This window comes from Williamsia herbipolensis (assembly GCF_036153515.1).
Lineage (GTDB): Bacteria > Actinomycetota > Actinomycetes > Mycobacteriales > Mycobacteriaceae > Williamsia_A > Williamsia_A herbipolensis.
In genome coordinates this window covers 2694519-2708932 of the sequence record NZ_CP108021.1, presented here as the reverse complement: position 1 = coordinate 2708932, position 14414 = coordinate 2694519, and the positions used below count along the sequence as shown (strand labels likewise).

At 69.1% G+C, this 14414-nt stretch carries 14 protein-coding genes and 2 tRNA genes; 6 read left to right on the top strand and 10 right to left on the bottom strand.

Annotated features, from left to right (window positions below; genetic code table 11):
* Nucleotides 1-25: 25 nt before the first annotated feature.
* From OG579_RS12165 to OG579_RS12155, 3 genes are all read left to right on the top strand, one after another.
* Nucleotides 26-1168: a DUF3566 domain-containing protein gene (locus tag OG579_RS12165; RefSeq protein ID WP_328856137.1), complete on the top strand. Its 1143-nt coding sequence runs from the start codon at nt 26-28 to the stop codon at nt 1166-1168.
* A gap of 54 nt (nt 1169-1222) precedes the next feature.
* A tRNA-Ile gene (locus OG579_RS12160) sits at nt 1223-1296 on the top strand.
* A gap of 125 nt (nt 1297-1421) precedes the next feature.
* Nucleotides 1422-1494: transfer RNA gene (locus OG579_RS12155), tRNA-Ala, on the top strand.
* Between the two features lie 24 nt (nt 1495-1518).
* Here the strand turns inward: OG579_RS12155 and OG579_RS12150 are convergent.
* Nucleotides 1519-2232 carry a DUF4190 domain-containing protein gene (locus OG579_RS12150; protein ID WP_328856136.1) on the bottom strand — a complete coding sequence of 238 codons (714 nt, stop codon included), beginning with the start codon at nt 2230-2232 and terminating at the stop codon, nt 1519-1521.
* A 9-nt stretch (nt 2233-2241) separates the two neighbouring features.
* A complete protein-coding gene (locus OG579_RS12145) occupies nt 2242-2703 on the bottom strand; it encodes a hypothetical protein (protein WP_328856135.1) in 462 nt (153 codons plus the stop codon).
* Nucleotides 2704-2839: 136 nt separating this feature from the next.
* Here OG579_RS12145 and OG579_RS12140 point away from each other — a divergent pair, with 136 nt between their 5' ends.
* Nucleotides 2840-3367 (top strand): peptidylprolyl isomerase, encoded by a 528-nt coding sequence (locus tag OG579_RS12140; protein WP_328856134.1) that lies wholly within the window; start codon nt 2840-2842, stop codon nt 3365-3367.
* A gap of 155 nt (nt 3368-3522) precedes the next feature.
* Nucleotides 3523-4245 carry a rhomboid family intramembrane serine protease gene (locus OG579_RS12135; RefSeq protein WP_328856133.1) on the top strand — a complete coding sequence of 241 codons (723 nt, stop codon included), beginning with the start codon at nt 3523-3525 and terminating at the stop codon, nt 4243-4245.
* 18 nt (nt 4246-4263) lie between these two features.
* On the opposite strand, the gene OG579_RS12130 is transcribed toward OG579_RS12135, so the two are convergent.
* Nucleotides 4264-4749: a PH domain-containing protein gene (locus tag OG579_RS12130; protein ID WP_328856132.1), complete on the bottom strand. Its 486-nt coding sequence runs from the start codon at nt 4747-4749 to the stop codon at nt 4264-4266.
* Nucleotides 4750-4857: 108 nt separating this feature from the next.
* The gene (gene crgA, locus OG579_RS12125; protein ID WP_045824948.1) at nt 4858-5148 is read right to left on the bottom strand and encodes a cell division protein CrgA; all 291 of its coding nucleotides are present in this window, start codon (nt 5146-5148) and stop codon (nt 4858-4860) included.
* Between the two features lie 183 nt (nt 5149-5331).
* On the opposite strand from crgA, the gene OG579_RS12120 reads away from it, so the two are divergent.
* Complete coding sequence (locus OG579_RS12120) at nt 5332-6027, top strand: aminodeoxychorismate/anthranilate synthase component II (RefSeq protein ID WP_328856131.1); 696 nt, start codon at nt 5332-5334, stop codon at nt 6025-6027.
* An 11-nt stretch (nt 6028-6038) separates the two neighbouring features.
* On the opposite strand, the gene pknB is transcribed toward OG579_RS12120, so the two are convergent.
* From pknB to OG579_RS12090, 6 genes are read right to left on the bottom strand one after another with little or no spacing between them, the layout of a single operon-like run.
* Nucleotides 6039-7943: a Stk1 family PASTA domain-containing Ser/Thr kinase gene (gene pknB, locus OG579_RS12115; RefSeq protein ID WP_328856130.1), complete on the bottom strand. Its 1905-nt coding sequence runs from the start codon at nt 7941-7943 to the stop codon at nt 6039-6041.
* Between the two features lie 3 nt (nt 7944-7946).
* Nucleotides 7947-9329: a serine/threonine-protein kinase gene (locus tag OG579_RS12110; protein WP_328856129.1), complete on the bottom strand. Its 1383-nt coding sequence runs from the start codon at nt 9327-9329 to the stop codon at nt 7947-7949.
* 22 nt (nt 9330-9351) lie between these two features.
* Nucleotides 9352-10860, bottom strand: a complete 1509-nt coding sequence (locus tag OG579_RS12105; RefSeq protein WP_328856128.1) for a penicillin-binding protein 2 — start codon at nt 10858-10860, stop codon at nt 9352-9354.
* Nucleotides 10857-12284 (bottom strand): FtsW/RodA/SpoVE family cell cycle protein, encoded by a 1428-nt coding sequence (locus tag OG579_RS12100; protein WP_328856127.1) that lies wholly within the window; start codon nt 12282-12284, stop codon nt 10857-10859. The genes OG579_RS12105 and OG579_RS12100 overlap by 4 nt, the downstream gene beginning before the upstream one ends.
* Nucleotides 12284-13780: a protein phosphatase 2C domain-containing protein gene (locus tag OG579_RS12095; RefSeq protein WP_328856126.1), complete on the bottom strand. Its 1497-nt coding sequence runs from the start codon at nt 13778-13780 to the stop codon at nt 12284-12286. The genes OG579_RS12100 and OG579_RS12095 overlap by 1 nt, the downstream gene beginning before the upstream one ends.
* Nucleotides 13777-14250, bottom strand: a complete 474-nt coding sequence (locus tag OG579_RS12090; RefSeq protein ID WP_045820902.1) for an FHA domain-containing protein FhaB/FipA — start codon at nt 14248-14250, stop codon at nt 13777-13779. Before OG579_RS12090 ends, OG579_RS12095 begins: the two co-directional genes overlap by 4 nt.
* Between the last annotated feature and the right edge of the window lie 164 nt (nt 14251-14414).

The window sequence follows — 14414 nt, the reverse complement described above, 5'->3', positions numbered from 1 at the left end:
GCACACACGAGGTGAAGGAATTCAGGTGACCACACCCAACGAGCCCGACGGACAGCCCACGGGGTCCGACCCTCGACAAGGTGCGTCTCCGACGCAGGCCGGTGGCCCCCACGGCGATCGCAACTCCGACGATCGCCCCGCCTCGAACGGTGAGTGGTCGCGTGCCCCCGGTCGCCCCGGCGCATCGGTGGCCGACCGCCCGCAGGGCGACGCCGGCACCAACGGTGCGGCAGCCGCCGCCAATGGCTCCTCGCAGGGTGCTCCGGATCCCGACGCGCATCGTCCGTCGTCGGGCACCGGTGCCGGTGGCAAACCGCCGTGGCAGCGCGTCGGTTCGCAGTTGCCGCCGACGGGTGGTCCGGTACAGCCGAACCGACCCGACCAGTCCCCGGGGAACACCGCGCAGGCCCCGAACGCCCAGCCGGCGTCGCCGGCTGCGAACCCGAAGCCGTACCGGCCCCTCGTGACGGGGACCGCGGCGCCCAAGCCGCCCGGTCAGCAGAACCCCGCCGGTCAGACGGCCGATCAGCAGTCGGCCGCCCAGACCGCGCGGGCACCGATCGCGAAGCTCGACGCCCAGGGCAACGTGGGCCAGTCGGGGCAGGGCCAGGCCAACCGTGGTCGGAACTCGCTGGCCGGCAAGGTGATCGACGGACCGACCCGCAACATCGACCGCAGCGACATCCCCGAGGACCTGCCCGACCTCGATGCGATCCACCACCCGACCACGGCTCCTACCGCACAGGCGGCACCGTCGTCGTCGGCGTTCCGGTCGGTCGAGTCGGTCGCCCCCGGACCGCGCGGACCACTGCGAGCCGCGGTACAGCTGCGTCGCATCGATCCGTGGTCGACGTTCAAGATCTCGTCGGTCCTCGCGATCGCGCTGTTCCTCATCTGGATGATCGCGATCGGCGTCCTCTACGTGATCCTCGACGGCATGGGGGTCTGGGATCAGGTGAACAGCTCGTTCGGGACGCTGGTGTCGAGCGACACCACCACCGACACCTCGTTCCAGATCACCGCGGGCGGTGTGTTCGGCATCGCAGCACTCATCGGTGCGGTGTACGTCGTCGTGTTCACCGCCCTCACCACGGTGGGTGCGTTCATCTACAACATGAGCGCAGACCTCGTGGGCGGCGTCGAGATCACGCTGGCCGACCGCGACTGATCCGAGCCGGTTTTGTTTCTGGTGCGGTCAGTCGGTAATCTTTCCGAGGTTCACGGGCCTATAGCTCAGGCGGTTAGAGCGCTTCGCTGATAACGAAGAGGTCGGAGGTTCAAGTCCTCCTAGGCCCACGTGGTCAAGGTCGTTTTCGTGGTGGTCGGGCTGGTGGCGACCATTGTCGTCGGGCTCGTCGCCGAGTCGAAGCGGAACACGATCGAGTGGCATTCCCTCCCCACCCGCTAGAGCGATCTGGCACGGGGCCTTAGCTCAGTTGGTAGAGCGCTGCCTTTGCAAGGCAGATGTCAGGAGTTCGAATCTCCTAGGCTCCACAACCTTTTTCCGCGCGACGCGCGTCACGAACCCTGGCCGGCGATGGCGAAGTACACCACGAGGCACAGCACGGCGGCGAAGATGTAGAACCAGCCGATCCACAGCGCCGCGGTCGCCAGCGACGAGCCCTGCTCCTTGCTCTCCCGGATCTGCCTGCGCGACACGTAGGCGCAGATGACGCCGAACACCGACGTGATCCCCAGGAACGACAGGATGAGTGCGACCACCGACAGCTTGTTGGTCGAGTTGCGCGGTGCGGCGTTCATCGCCTCGGACTCCTGATCGGCCCCGGAATCGGGTTGGCGTTCGATGAACTCGGCGGGGCGGTACGGGTCATGGACTTCTGTCTGTGCCTCGGAGGGGTGGGGACCGCGTGCCGGCTCGGCCGGTCGCTGGTCGGACATCATCGAATACGCGGCATTCGCGGTGGCCCCGGGACCGCTCAGGACACCGGGCGGCTGCGCACGGGTCTGCGACGGGTCGCGGTCGAACGGTGGGCGCTGCTCGGTGCGCGGCTGGTCCGAACGGAACGGCGGACGCTGCGGGGCTCCGCGCGCGGGGCCGGGTCGGACCGCGCCGGTCGGTGGCGGCGGCGGAGCCTGACGATGCTGCGGACCGGTGGGCGGTCGCTGATCTCCCCGTCGCGCGTCGGGCTGGTCCGGCGACGCAGGACGCCGAGGGTCGAACCGGCCGGCGTCGGGGTGACCGTTGTCGTAACGCCCGTCCTGTGGATGCACGCCTACAAGCTACTCGGCGCGGGCGGAGTCGTCGCCGGCCGACGTGGGGACGTCCTCCACCCGCGGCGGGTGCGCGGCCACCGGGGGCGGCGTGCGTCGGCTCGACCGCAGGGCGACAGCGGCGGCACCGCCACCGGCCACCACGGCGATGCCGAGAACGATCAGACCGGTACGTGCGCGACGCGACGGGCTCTTCGAGGCGCGCACCGACGGCAGGCGCGGCGTCGGTACCGACGGCAGCGACGGCGTCGGTACGGAGATGCGCGGGATCGAGGGACCCGAGCCCGTCGTCGCCGAGTCCTTCTTCGCGGCACGACGGACCAGCAGTCGGGAGGTGATCATCCGCACCGGGGTCGACCACGGCGCCACGTACCCCAACGCGGCCGAGCCGACCGCCGATCGCACCGGGTGCTGCGAGCCGGTCGCGGCGTGCGCGAGGCCTTTGTCTCGATCATCTGAGGTACCGATCACGGCAGCCACCTCTTCCCGTCGACCTGGCTGTCGACCTACGTCGCCGCCCGCGGATGCGGACACTGTGTGACACCACCCTGCCAGGCCCGTGCGAACCGCGAGACGCCGCCACGGGTGCGGGTGGCACCATGGAGGGGTGAGCACACCACAGAAAACCGCGACCGCGACCCTGCACACGAACCAGGGCGACATCGTCATCGACCTCTTCGGCAACCACGCGCCGAAGACCGTCGAGAACTTCACCGGTCTGGCCACCGGCAGCAAGGACTACAGCCAGCCCAACGCCTCCGGCGGCAACAGCGGCCCCTTCTACGACGGCGCGATCTTCCACCGCGTGATCGACGGCTTCATGCTGCAGGGCGGCGACCCCACCGGCACCGGCACCGGCGGCCCCGGTTACCAGTTCGGTGACGAGTTCCACCCCGAGCTGTCCTTCGACCAGCCGTACCTGCTGGCCATGGCGAACGCCGGCCCGGGCACCAACGGCTCGCAGTTCTTCATCACCGTCACCAAGACGCCGCACCTCAACCGCAAGCACACGATCTTCGGTGTGGTCGCCGACGCCGACTCGCAGGCCGTCGTCGACAAGATCGCGACCGTGTCGACCGACCGTCGCGACAAGCCGCTCGACGACGTGATCATCGAGAAGATCGAGATCAGCTGAACCAGTACCCACCGCCGCCGGGGTATCAACCCCCGGCGGCGGTCTGTGTCCGCCACCCCGACCGTCCGACAGGCCTCGCCTGCAGCCGGTGCGGGCGCCCGGCGTGTCCGCAGTGCCTGACACCGGCGGCCGTCGGACAGCACTGCGTCGACTGCGTGCGCCAGGCCGGCGGCAGCGTCCCGGCCGCCCGCATGATGGGCGCCACCCGCCCCCTCGTCACCTACGGGCTGATCGCGATCAACCTCGTGATCTTCGTGCTCACCGCCGCCCAGGCGCACAGCGCGTCGAACATCGGACCCGGGACCTCCCGCGTCTTCTTCGACGGCGTCCTCTTCGGACCCCTCGTCGAGCAGGGCGAGTACTGGCGCCTGTTCACCTCGGGGTTCCTGCACTTCTCGGTGATCCACGTCGGTCTGAACATGCTGACGCTCTACATCCTCGGTCGCGATCTCGAGATGGCGATCGGCTCGAAACGCTTCCTCGGGATCTACGTCACCGCGTTGTTCGGCGGCAGTGCGGCGGTCTCGGTGTTCTCCCCCGACGCGGCGACGGCCGGAGCATCCGGCGCCATCTACGGCGTCATGGGCGGACTGCTGGTGGCCGTGCTGCGCGCGAAGCTGCCCGCCGGCCAGATCGTCGCGTTGATCGCGATCAACATCGTCATCTCGCTGTCGATCCCGAACATCTCGCTGTGGGCGCACCTCGGGGGCCTCGCCTTCGGTGCGGCCGCCACGGCAGGCGTGCTCATGGCGCCCCGATGGGTGCTGCCCGAGGGACGACGCACCGCGGCGGCCGCGAGCCGCGTGGGATGGGTCTCGATCGTGGTGCTCACCCTGCTGGCCATCGCGATCAGCGCGGTCGCGGTCGCGGCCGTCTGACTGCGGGACACCCTGCGGCTACGAGTCCTCGGGGTCCCCGGTGCGGTACCGCAGGTCTTTGCTGTCGGTGACGTCGTGGCCGAGATCGGCCAGCGCCTCGGCGACGTCGGCGGGTGCCGCGCCCAGCTCCCAGCGTCCGAGGATCACCAGTCTCTCGTCCCCATCGGCCTCGGTCCCGTCGACGATGTCGATCTCCAGGTTGGGCACGCGCCGCCCGAAACGCGGATAGCTGACGACACGGATCCGTGCGATCGACTCCCGCGGATGGGTGCGGCGACCGGTGACGGTGCGGATCGTGAGCGACTCCCGCGTGGCGGACAGGCGCGGACGGATCAGCAACGACGACGCACCGAGGGCGACCAGCAGCAGCCCGGCCACACCCATGATGACCAGGCCTGCGGGATCCGAGCCGGACAGCGCGGCGGCGGCCAGGAGCACCACGCCACCCACGGTCAGCGCACAGCCCACGGGCACGGGTGTGGCCCACGACGACGAGTTGTCCACAGCCTCTATCCCCAATGTGGATGAATTACACACATGTCATTCCCCAGGTTGGGGACAAATAACTCTGTCGACGATGAGCCGTCAGCGCCACTTCCGACGTCGGAGACGTCAGCGCCACTTCATGGTCATGAGGAGCCCGGTGATCATGAACCCGAAGCCGATGAGGAAGTTCCAGGCACCGAGGTTGTACATCCAGTGCAGGAGCTTGCCGTCGCCGCCGAGACTCGACGGGGTCGCGACGAGGTAGAACACGATCAGCCAGGCCAGGCCGATCAGCATGAGGCCGAGCATCGCGGTCACGTAGATCTGGCTCGACGGACCGGCCTTCACCTTCACCGGCGTACGGCTCGCCGGGTTGATGGTGTAATCGGTCTTCTTCCGGACTTTGGACTTCGGCATGTCTTCCTCGCTGTGAAACCTCGGTCGGCCGCGCCCCTCGCGGGGGCGCATCGGGGGCGACTCGATGGGGGTCGGTGGTGCTCGCGGATTGGGTGTCCCCACGGTATCCCACCGGCCGTTTCGGACCGATCACGCCGAGAAACCGATGTGAGACGCGACTGTCTGCAGCGGTACCGTGACGGCGTGAGCACTCGCAACGGTGGACCGTCGGCCTCGGTTCCGTCGGTATTGGTCCCGTCGGTATTGGTCGTCGACAACTACGACAGCTTCGTCTACAACCTCGTGCAGTACCTGGGGCAGCTGGGCGTGACGGCGACGGTGTGGCGCAACGACGACGAGCGGTTGGCCGATCTCGACGCCGTGGCCGAGCAGTTCGACGCGATCCTGCTCAGTCCCGGGCCGGGAACGCCGCAGCGCGCGGGCGCCACGATGCCGCTCGTGGCCGTCGCGGCGCGCACCGGGACACCTCTGCTCGGGGTGTGTCTGGGGCACCAGGCGATCGGTGCGAGTTTCGGCGCGACGGTCGACCGCGCACCGGAGCTGCTGCACGGCAAGACCTCGACGGTGTTCCACGCCGCGACCGGTGTCCTCGCGGGACTGCCCGATCCGTTCATCGCGACCCGTTACCACTCGCTCACCGTGGTGCCCGAGACCATCCCCGACGAGCTGGTCGTGACCGGACGCACCGAGACCGGCATCGTGATGGCGATGGCACATCGGGATCTGCCGATCCACGGCGTGCAGTTCCATCCCGAGAGCGTGCTGACCCAGGGCGGGCACCGGATGCTCGCGAACTGGTTGCGGCTCAGCGGTTTCGAGATCTCCGAGTCTCTGGTCACGCGTCTCGAGGAGACGGCGGCCGCCGCCATCGGCGCCTGAGCGTGCGCGGGTCAGCCGGGCAGCAGGCTCGCCTGGCCGACGACGACGTTGATCGCACCGTTGTTGTTGATCAGCGAGTTCGCGGCGGGCTGCTGCGAGATGACGCGGTTGGCGTCCGGTGACCCGAGTCCCACGTTGCGCGGTGTCTGGTTGAGGGTGGTGTCGCGCCACCCCGCGGCGGTCAGGGTGTCGATGGCCTGCTGCACCGTCTTGCCGGTCAGGTCGGGCATCCGGAACTGGTTGCCGCGCGAGACGGTCACCGTCACGGTGCTGCCCTCGTCGACCTGCGAGCTCGCCGCGGGGCTGCTGGAGAGCACGGTCCCCTCGGGCTGATCGGAATCGGCCTCGGTGATCTGGGTCTTCAGCTTGAGCTGTTCGAGGGTGCTCGTGGCCTGGTCAGAGGTCTGACCGGTGAGCGTCGGCACGGACACACGGCGCGGTCCGGTGCCGATCTGGACGGTGACGGGGGTGTTGACCGCCTGCGAGGTCCCGACCGCGGGTGACAGCCCGGCGACCTTGCCGCGGAGCTGGTTGGTCGAGGCGACGTTGCCCTGTCGGACGTCGGTGAAACCGAGATCCGACAACGCCTTGCGCGCATCGTCATAGGTCTTGCCGGTGAGGTCGGGCAGGTCCTGACGCACCGGACCGGTCGAGATGTAGAGGGTCACCGACGAGTTCTTGTCGGCCCGGACCCCCTCCGACGGCGCGGTGCGGGTCGGGCTGCCCGACGCGACGTCGTTGCTCGACTCCTGGAGCTGGTTCACCTTGAATCCGAGGCCCTCGAGCGTCGAGCGCGCCTCGGCGGCCGACATCGAGGTGACGGCGGGAATGGCGATCTGGTCGTCGGACGAGTCGGCCCACGGACGGGTCAGCAGCAGCGCGACGAGCACGATCACCGCGACCACGGCGGCGCCGATCGCGAGGATCTTCGGCATCGCACCGCGACGGCGGTCCTCGTCGTCGGGTTCGGGCCGGCGGTGCGAAGTGGGACCGACCCGCGTCGATCGCGCGCGCGGCATCTGCTCGATGACACCGGTCTTGTCCTCGTCGGAGAGCAACATCGGCGCGCTGGGTCGGCCACCGGCGAGGACCTTCATCAGGTCCGACCGCATCTCGCCCGCCGACTGGTAGCGGTTGGCGGGGTTCTTGCTCATTGCCTTGAGGATCACCGAGTCGAGCTGCGGTGGGATCTCGCGACGGATGCTGGAGGGGACCGGCGGGTCCTCCCGCACGTGCTGGTAGGCGACGGCGACGGGGGAGTCGCCGGTGAACGGCGGTTCTCCGGTGAGCAGCTCGAACAGCACGCATCCCATGGAGTACACGTCGCTGCGTGCGTCGACGCTCTCGCCGCGGGCCTGCTCCGGTGAGAGGTACTGCGCGGTGCCGATGACCGCCGACGTCTGGGTCATCGCGCTGCTGGCGTCCGACATCGCGCGCGCGATGCCGAAGTCCATCACTTTCACCGCACCCGACTTGTCGATCATCACGTTCGCCGGCTTCATGTCGCGGTGCACGATGCCGTTCTGGTGCGAGAAGTCCAGTGCCGCAGCGACATCGGCCATCCAGGTCATCGCCTGCCGAGGCGACACGTGGCCCTGCGCGCGTAGCACGTCGCGCAGGGTCTCGCCGTCGACGTACTCCATCACGATGTAGGGGATGGGCCCCTCGGGGGTGTCGGCCTCACCGGTGTCGAACACCGACACGATCGTCGGATGGTTCAGCGCGGCCGCGTTCTGCGCCTCGCGGCGGAAGCGCAGATAGAAGCTCGGGTCCCGCGCCAGGTCGGCACGGAGCACCTTGATCGCCACGTCGCGGTGAAGACGCAGATCACGCGCGCCGTGCACCTCGGACATACCGCCGAACCCCAGGGTCTCACCGAGTTCGTAGCGGTCGGACAGGTGGCGAGGAGTCGTCATCTGTCACCTCTCCGCGTCGGTGGGCGCATTGCGATCGAGCCCGTCCGGGGTCTGGCCGCCATGGTAGTTCTGGCCCAGACCGGGGATCAGCGAGCCGAGATCGGGCAGCAGTCCACCCGGCGTGGTGGTCGTGGTCGTCGTCTCCGGGGTCGTGGTGGTCGTGGTCGGAGGCGTAGTCGTGGTGGTCGTCGTCGTTGTCGTGGTGGTCTCGTCGGTGGTGGTCGTCGTCTCCGGGGTCGTCTCCTCGGTGGTGGTGACCACCGACGAGGACGACGGCGCCGGGGTGGTGCCGCTGCCGCTGTCGTTCGTCGCGAGCCAGTAACCGACGAGGCCCAATGCGGCGAGCAGCAGCAACACCGCGACCGCGGCCAACGCCTTCTGGCCCCCGGTCCAGCTCCCGTTGTCGGGGGCGGGTGCCGCGGGGATCGGGCGCCGCGAGGTGGCGGTGGGGGGCGGCGGACCGGCGGGGCGCGGGATGGGTGCCGACATCTCGCGGGTGTGCGGAGGCGGTGCGGCCACCACGGCACCGGCGCGCGGCGGCGGCGGACGTCGTCCGGCCCGCACTGCGGCGACGGCGTCGGCGAACTCACCGCCGTTGGCGTAGCGCTGCTGGGGATCCTTCGCCATGGTGATGGCGATGAGCTCCCGGATGCCGCCGGGCAGGTCGCTCGGCAGCGGGGGAGCGGTCTCGCGGATGTGCTTCATCGCGACGGTGATCGCGCCGTCGCCGAGGAACGGCCGGCGGCCCGAGATCGCCTCGTAGCCCACGACACCCAGCGAGTAGACGTCCGACGACGACGTCGCGTCCTCACCGAGGGCCTGCTCGGGCGAGATGTACTGCGCGGTGCCCATCACCATGCCGGTCTGGGTCACCGGCGCCGCGTCGACCGCCTTCGCGATACCGAAGTCGGTGATCTTCACCTGACCGGTCGGCGTGATGAGGATGTTGCCCGGCTTCACGTCGCGGTGCACGAGACCCGCGACGTGCGCGGCCTGCAGCGCCCGACCGGTCTGCTCGAGCATGTCGAGGGTGTTGGTCAGCGAGAGGCGACCCATCCGCGCGAGGACGGCGTTGAGCGGTTCACCGTTGACGAGCTCCATCACCAGGTACGCCAGCGCCGGGCCGCCCGACCGGTCGGGGGTCTCGCCGTAGTCGAAGATGCTGGCGATGCCCGGGTTGTGCAGCCGCGCGGTGGTCTGGGCCTCGATCCGGAAGCGGCGCAGGAACTCTGCGTCGTCGGAGAACTCCGACTTGAGCACCTTCACCGCCACCCGGCGGTCGAGACGGGTGTCGAGACCCTCCCACACCTGACCCATGCCGCCGGTGGCGATCAATCGCATCAGCCGGTAGCGGTCGGCGATGGTGGTTCCACTCTGCAGACTCATCGGGTCCCCCTGTCATAGAGACTCATTGCGCGCCACCCACCATCGCGTTGATCACGGCCCGACCGATGGGTGCGGCCGACGAACCACCGGTCGACTGCACACCGCGATCACCGTTCTCGACGATGACCGCGACGGCGATCTGGGCGTTGCTCGACGGCCCGAAGGCGATGTACCAGGCGTAGGGGGTGTCGGCGGCCTCCGACGTCGCCGAGTGCTCGGCGGTACCGGTCTTCGAGGCGATGGTGACCGGGCCACCCGACCCGCTGGTGTTGCGCTCGGAGTCGACCATCAGGCTCGTCAGCGTCGCCGCCGTCGTCGCCGAGATCGGCTCGTTGATCGAGGTCGGCGCCGTCGTGTACAGCGTCTTGAGATCGGGACCCTGCAGCTTGTCGACGAGGTAGGGCTGCATCCGGACACCGCCGTTGGCCACCGTCGCGGCGATCATCGCGTTCTCCAGCGGCGTCATCCGCACGTCACGCTGCCCGATGGCGCTCTGCCCGAGGGCGGCGAGGTCGTCGATGGGACCGGTCGTCGAATCCGACACCGACATCGGCACATCCGGGGTGTCGGCGTCGAGACCGAAACGGTTCGCGGTCGACTTCACCGTCGCGATGGGGTTCGAGAGGCGCTCGGTGGCCAGCTGCACGAACGCGGTGTTGCACGAGTACTGGAAGGCCTGACGCAGCGTCACCTGACCGCCGCTGGATCCCGGGCAGGTCTCGCCGGCGTAGTTGGTCAGCGACGTCTCGGTGTTCGGCAGCGTGATGGAGCTGTTTGCGGTGAGCCGGGTGGTGTCGGGGTTCACGCCCTGCGCCAGGGCCGCGGCGGTGGTGACGACCTTGAAGGTCGACCCCGGGGGGTAGGTCTGGTTGATGGCGCGGTTGAGCATGGGTTGCGCTGTCTCGCTGGGGTTCTCGGGATTCCAGGCGTCCCAGCTGGTCTCACGGACCGTCGCGTCGTGGCTCGTGAGCTTGTTCGGGTCGTACGAGGGTGTCGAGACCATCGCGAGGATGGCGCCGGTGCTGGGTGCGATCGCGACGACCGAGCCGCGGCAGCCGCCCGAGCACCCGGCGTTCATGGCGTCGTAGGCCACCTTCTGCAGACGCGGGACCACCGTGGTGACCACGTTGCCGCCGCGCGGGTCCCGCCCGGAGAACATGTCGAGGAACCGCTGACCGAACAGCCGGTCGTCGTTGCCGTTGAGCAGCGAGTCGTAGCTCTGCTCGATGCCCGCGCTGCCGTACTGGAACGAGTAGAAACCGGTGACCGGTGCGAACGCGGCCGCGTACTTGCCCGGGTACACCCGCAGGTACTTGAGGCGGTCGTTGGTGGGCACCGACTGTGCGATGACCTCCTGGCCGGCGGTGATCTGGCCGCGCTGCCGCGAGTACTCGTCGAGCAGCACCCGCTGGTTGCGCGGATCGGCCTTGAGGTCGTCGGCCTCGAACACCTGGACATAGGTCGCGTTGGCCAGCAGGGCGACGATCATCACCATGACGGCGATGACGACGCGACGGATCGGGATGTTCACGCGCGCTTCACCACCTGGGTCTGCGCGAGCGCCACCGGGGTCTGCTTCTTCTTCGTGGTGTCGGGTTCCCGCGCGGCGTTCGACACCCGGATCAGCAACGCCACCAGAACGTAGTTCGCCAGCAGCGACGACCCGCCGTAGGACATGAAGGGCGTCGTCAGACCGGTCAGCGGGATGAGCTTCGTGACGCCACCGACGACGACGAACAACTGCACCGCCATCGAGAACGACAGTCCCGTCGCGAGGAGCTTGCCGAAGCTGTCGCGGACGGTGATGCCGGTGCGCAGGCCGCGGACGACCAGGATCAGGTAGAGGCCGAGGATGCCGGCCAGACCGACGAGACCGAGTTCCTCGCCGATGGTCGCGATGATGAAGTCGGTGTTGGCGAAGGGCACGATGTTGGGTCGGCCCGAGCCGAGACCGGTGCCGAACAGTCCGCCGGTCGCGAGCCCGAAGAGTCCCTGACCGACCTGGTACCCGGTGCCGTAGAAGTCGCTGAACGGGTCCTGCCACACCTGGACGCGCACCTGCAGGTGGGGGAACAGTTCGTAGGCGAGCACCGCACCGACGGCGAACAGGGCGACGCCGATGATCACCCATCCGGCGCGTTCGGTCGCGACGTAGAGCAGTGCGAGGATGGTCGAGAAGATCAGCAGCGGTCCGCCGAGATCGTTGGCGAGCGCGAAGATCCCGATGGTGACGATCCATGCCGCGAGGAGCGGACCCATGTCGCGGGCGCGCGGCAGGTCCATCCCGAGGAAGTGCTTGCCCGCCGTCGTGAAGAGGTCACGCTTGGACACCAGCAGCGACGCCGTGAAGATGATGATCAGGATCTTCGAGAACTCACCGGGCTGGATGTTGAACAGCGGTGTGCGGATCCAGTTCTTGGAGCCGTTGATCTCCGACAGCGACGCCGGGAGGATCACCGGGATCGCGAGGAAGATCAGACCGCCGAGGCCGAGGATGTAGCTGTAGCGCGACAGCGTGCGGTGGTCGCGGACGAAGATGAGGATCGCGGCGAACGCGACCACCCCGAGCGCCGCCCACAGCACCTGCTGATCGGCGTTGTTGGTCACGGTCGTCGCCTCGGCCGTCTCACCGTTGCGGCCCGACCCGAGGTCGAGGCGGTGGATCAGCACGAGACCCAACCCGTTGATCACCGCGACCAGCGGAAGGATCAGCGGATCGGCGTAGGGCGCGTAGCGACGGATCACGAGGTGCGCGAATCCGAACAGTCCGATGAACGCGCCCGCGTACTTCAGCAGGTCGATGGTGAGCTGCTGCTCCTGGGCGGCCTCGACGTTGATCATCGCGGCGAACACCACCACCGTGGCCGCACCGAGCAGCATGAGTTCGGTGTTGCGCCCGGTGGGTCGGCGGATGGGCCCCGACGTCGGGGTCTGGGTGACGGCTTCGGATGACATCAGTGCCCCCGACAGACCTTGCGGCCGCTGTCGTCGAAACGATCGGTGCTCGTGTCGATCGTGGTGGTCGGGGCGGCGGAGCTCACCGGCGCGCCGGGCGCCGGTGCGGGCGAGCCGGTCGGTGTCGGTGTCGCAGGCGGCGGGACGCTCGAGGCGGGTGCCGAGGTGGGCGCGCCGGTCGTGGTCGGGACCGCCGACGAACCGGCGCTGCCGCCGAGGGTGGAGGTGCCGCACAGGGGCAGCAACGACAGCAGCGACACGTTCTGCTTCGCCTCGTCGAGCGGCACGCTGGGCTTGCTCGCGCGCACCGTGTTCTGGCTCGGCTGCGACAGGTCGGTGACCGGCAGGCGCGTGCACGAGGAGGCGTCGCCGGCGTCGGCGAAGGTGATCGTCGGAGTCTCTGCGCGCAGGTCGCTCACGCAGGCCGACAGGCTCACCGAGTTCAGCGAGAACCCGAGCACCGACCCCTGCATGCCGCGGTAGAGCACGACGTTGCCGTCGCTCTCGCCGACGTAGTAGTTCGAGCGGATCACCGACCGCGCGACGAAGCCGCCGGCGATCACGAGCACGATCAGCGTGATGGCGGCCGCGGCGAACAGACACCGCCGACGCGGGCGTCGGGTCGCGACCGGCTCGGGCTCGACGGTCGGACGGGCGGGGGCCTCGCGCGGTGGGCGCAGGGCCGCCGCGCGACCGGCCGCGGTGGTCGGGTCGGGCGTGTAGTCCTCGTCGTCGTCACCGGCGGCACCGGCACGGATCGGACGGTGGTCGCCGTAGTCGACATCGGCGACGTCGGCGACCACCACGGTCACGTTGTCGGGTCCGCCGCCGCGCAGCGCCAGCTCGATGAGGCGGTCGGCGCAGTCGCGGTGATCGGCGACCGACCGCAACGTATCGGCGATGGTCTCCTCGGTGACGACATCGGAGAGGCCGTCGGAGCACAGCAGGTAGCGGTCACCGTCGCGCGCCTCGCGGATGGTCAGCGTCGGCTCGACCTCGGTCCCGGTGAGTGCGCGCATGATGAGCGACCGCTGCGGATGGGTGTGGGCCTGCTCGGCGGTGATGCGACCCTCTTCGACCAGCGTCTGCACGAAGGTGTCGTCGCGGGTGATCTGGTTCAGGTCGCCGTCGCGCAGGAGGTAACCGCGGGAGTCGCCGATATGGCACAGGGCGAGGCGGTTGCCGGCGAACAGGATCGCGGTGAGCGTGGTGCCCATCCCGTCGAGTTCGGGCGACTGGGCGACCTGGTCGGCGATGGCGGCGTTGCCGCTGCGGATCGCGTCGTCGAGTTTGCCGAGGAGATCGCCGCCGGGCTCGTCGTCGTCGAGGGGCTGGAGCGCTTCGATCACGAGTTGGCTGGCGACCTCGCCGGCCGCGTGGCCGCCCATGCCGTCGGCCAGGGCGAGCAGGCGCGCGCCCGCGTAGACCGAGTCCTCGTTGTTCGATCGGACCAGTCCGCGGTCACTCCGCGCGATGTAGCGCAGCACCAGGGTCACGGGCGCAACTCGATCACGGTCTTGCCGATGCGCACCGGCGTGGCGAGGGGGACCTTCACCGCCGTCGTCACCTTGCCGCGATCGAGATAGGTGCCGTTCGTCGAGCCGAGGTCCTCGACGTACCAGTCGTCGCCGCGGCGGGAGATCCGTGCGTGCCGTTCGGAGGCGTAGTCGTCGGTGAGTACGAGCGTCGAGTCGGCGGCGCGACCGATGAGCACCGGTTGGGTGCCCAGGGTGATGCGCGTGTTCGCCAGTGCCCCGTGCGTGACCACGAGGTATCGCGCCGCGCCCTTCGGTCGGGCGGCGCCACCCCCACCGGATCGCCGCCCCTTGCGCTCGTAGCGCGGGACGGGTCGCTGACCGGTCGCGGCGTAGACGTCATGCCGCAGCGTGCGCAGGACGGCCCAGACGAAGAACCACAGCAGCAGGAGGAACCCGATGCGGGTCAGTTGCAGCACGATGCCCTGCACAGCGGTTCACCTCCGGATGCGACGTCGTGGGGACACTTCGGGTCGGCCCCGATGTCTCGACCCGCGACATCGGCGCACCGACCATGGACTCACATCCTATGGGCAGGGTGCGAGTGAATCGGTATCTGTATGTGTCAGGTTGGCATCGCTTGCCGAGGGCGATG

Excerpts from the sequence above, each read along its gene's own strand:
- OG579_RS12100 (WP_328856127.1), bottom strand. The coding sequence starts at position 12,284 with ATGTCATCCGAAGCCGTCACCCAGACCCCGACGTCGGGGCCCATCCGC.
- crgA (WP_045824948.1), bottom strand. The coding sequence starts at position 5,148 with ATGCCGAAGTCCAAAGTCCGGAAGAAGACCGATTACACCATCAACCCG.
- pknB (WP_328856130.1), bottom strand. The coding sequence starts at position 7,943 with ATGACGACTCCTCGCCACCTGTCCGACCGCTACGAACTCGGTGAGACC.
- OG579_RS12110 (WP_328856129.1), bottom strand. The coding sequence starts at position 9,329 with ATGAGTCTGCAGAGTGGAACCACCATCGCCGACCGCTACCGGCTGATG.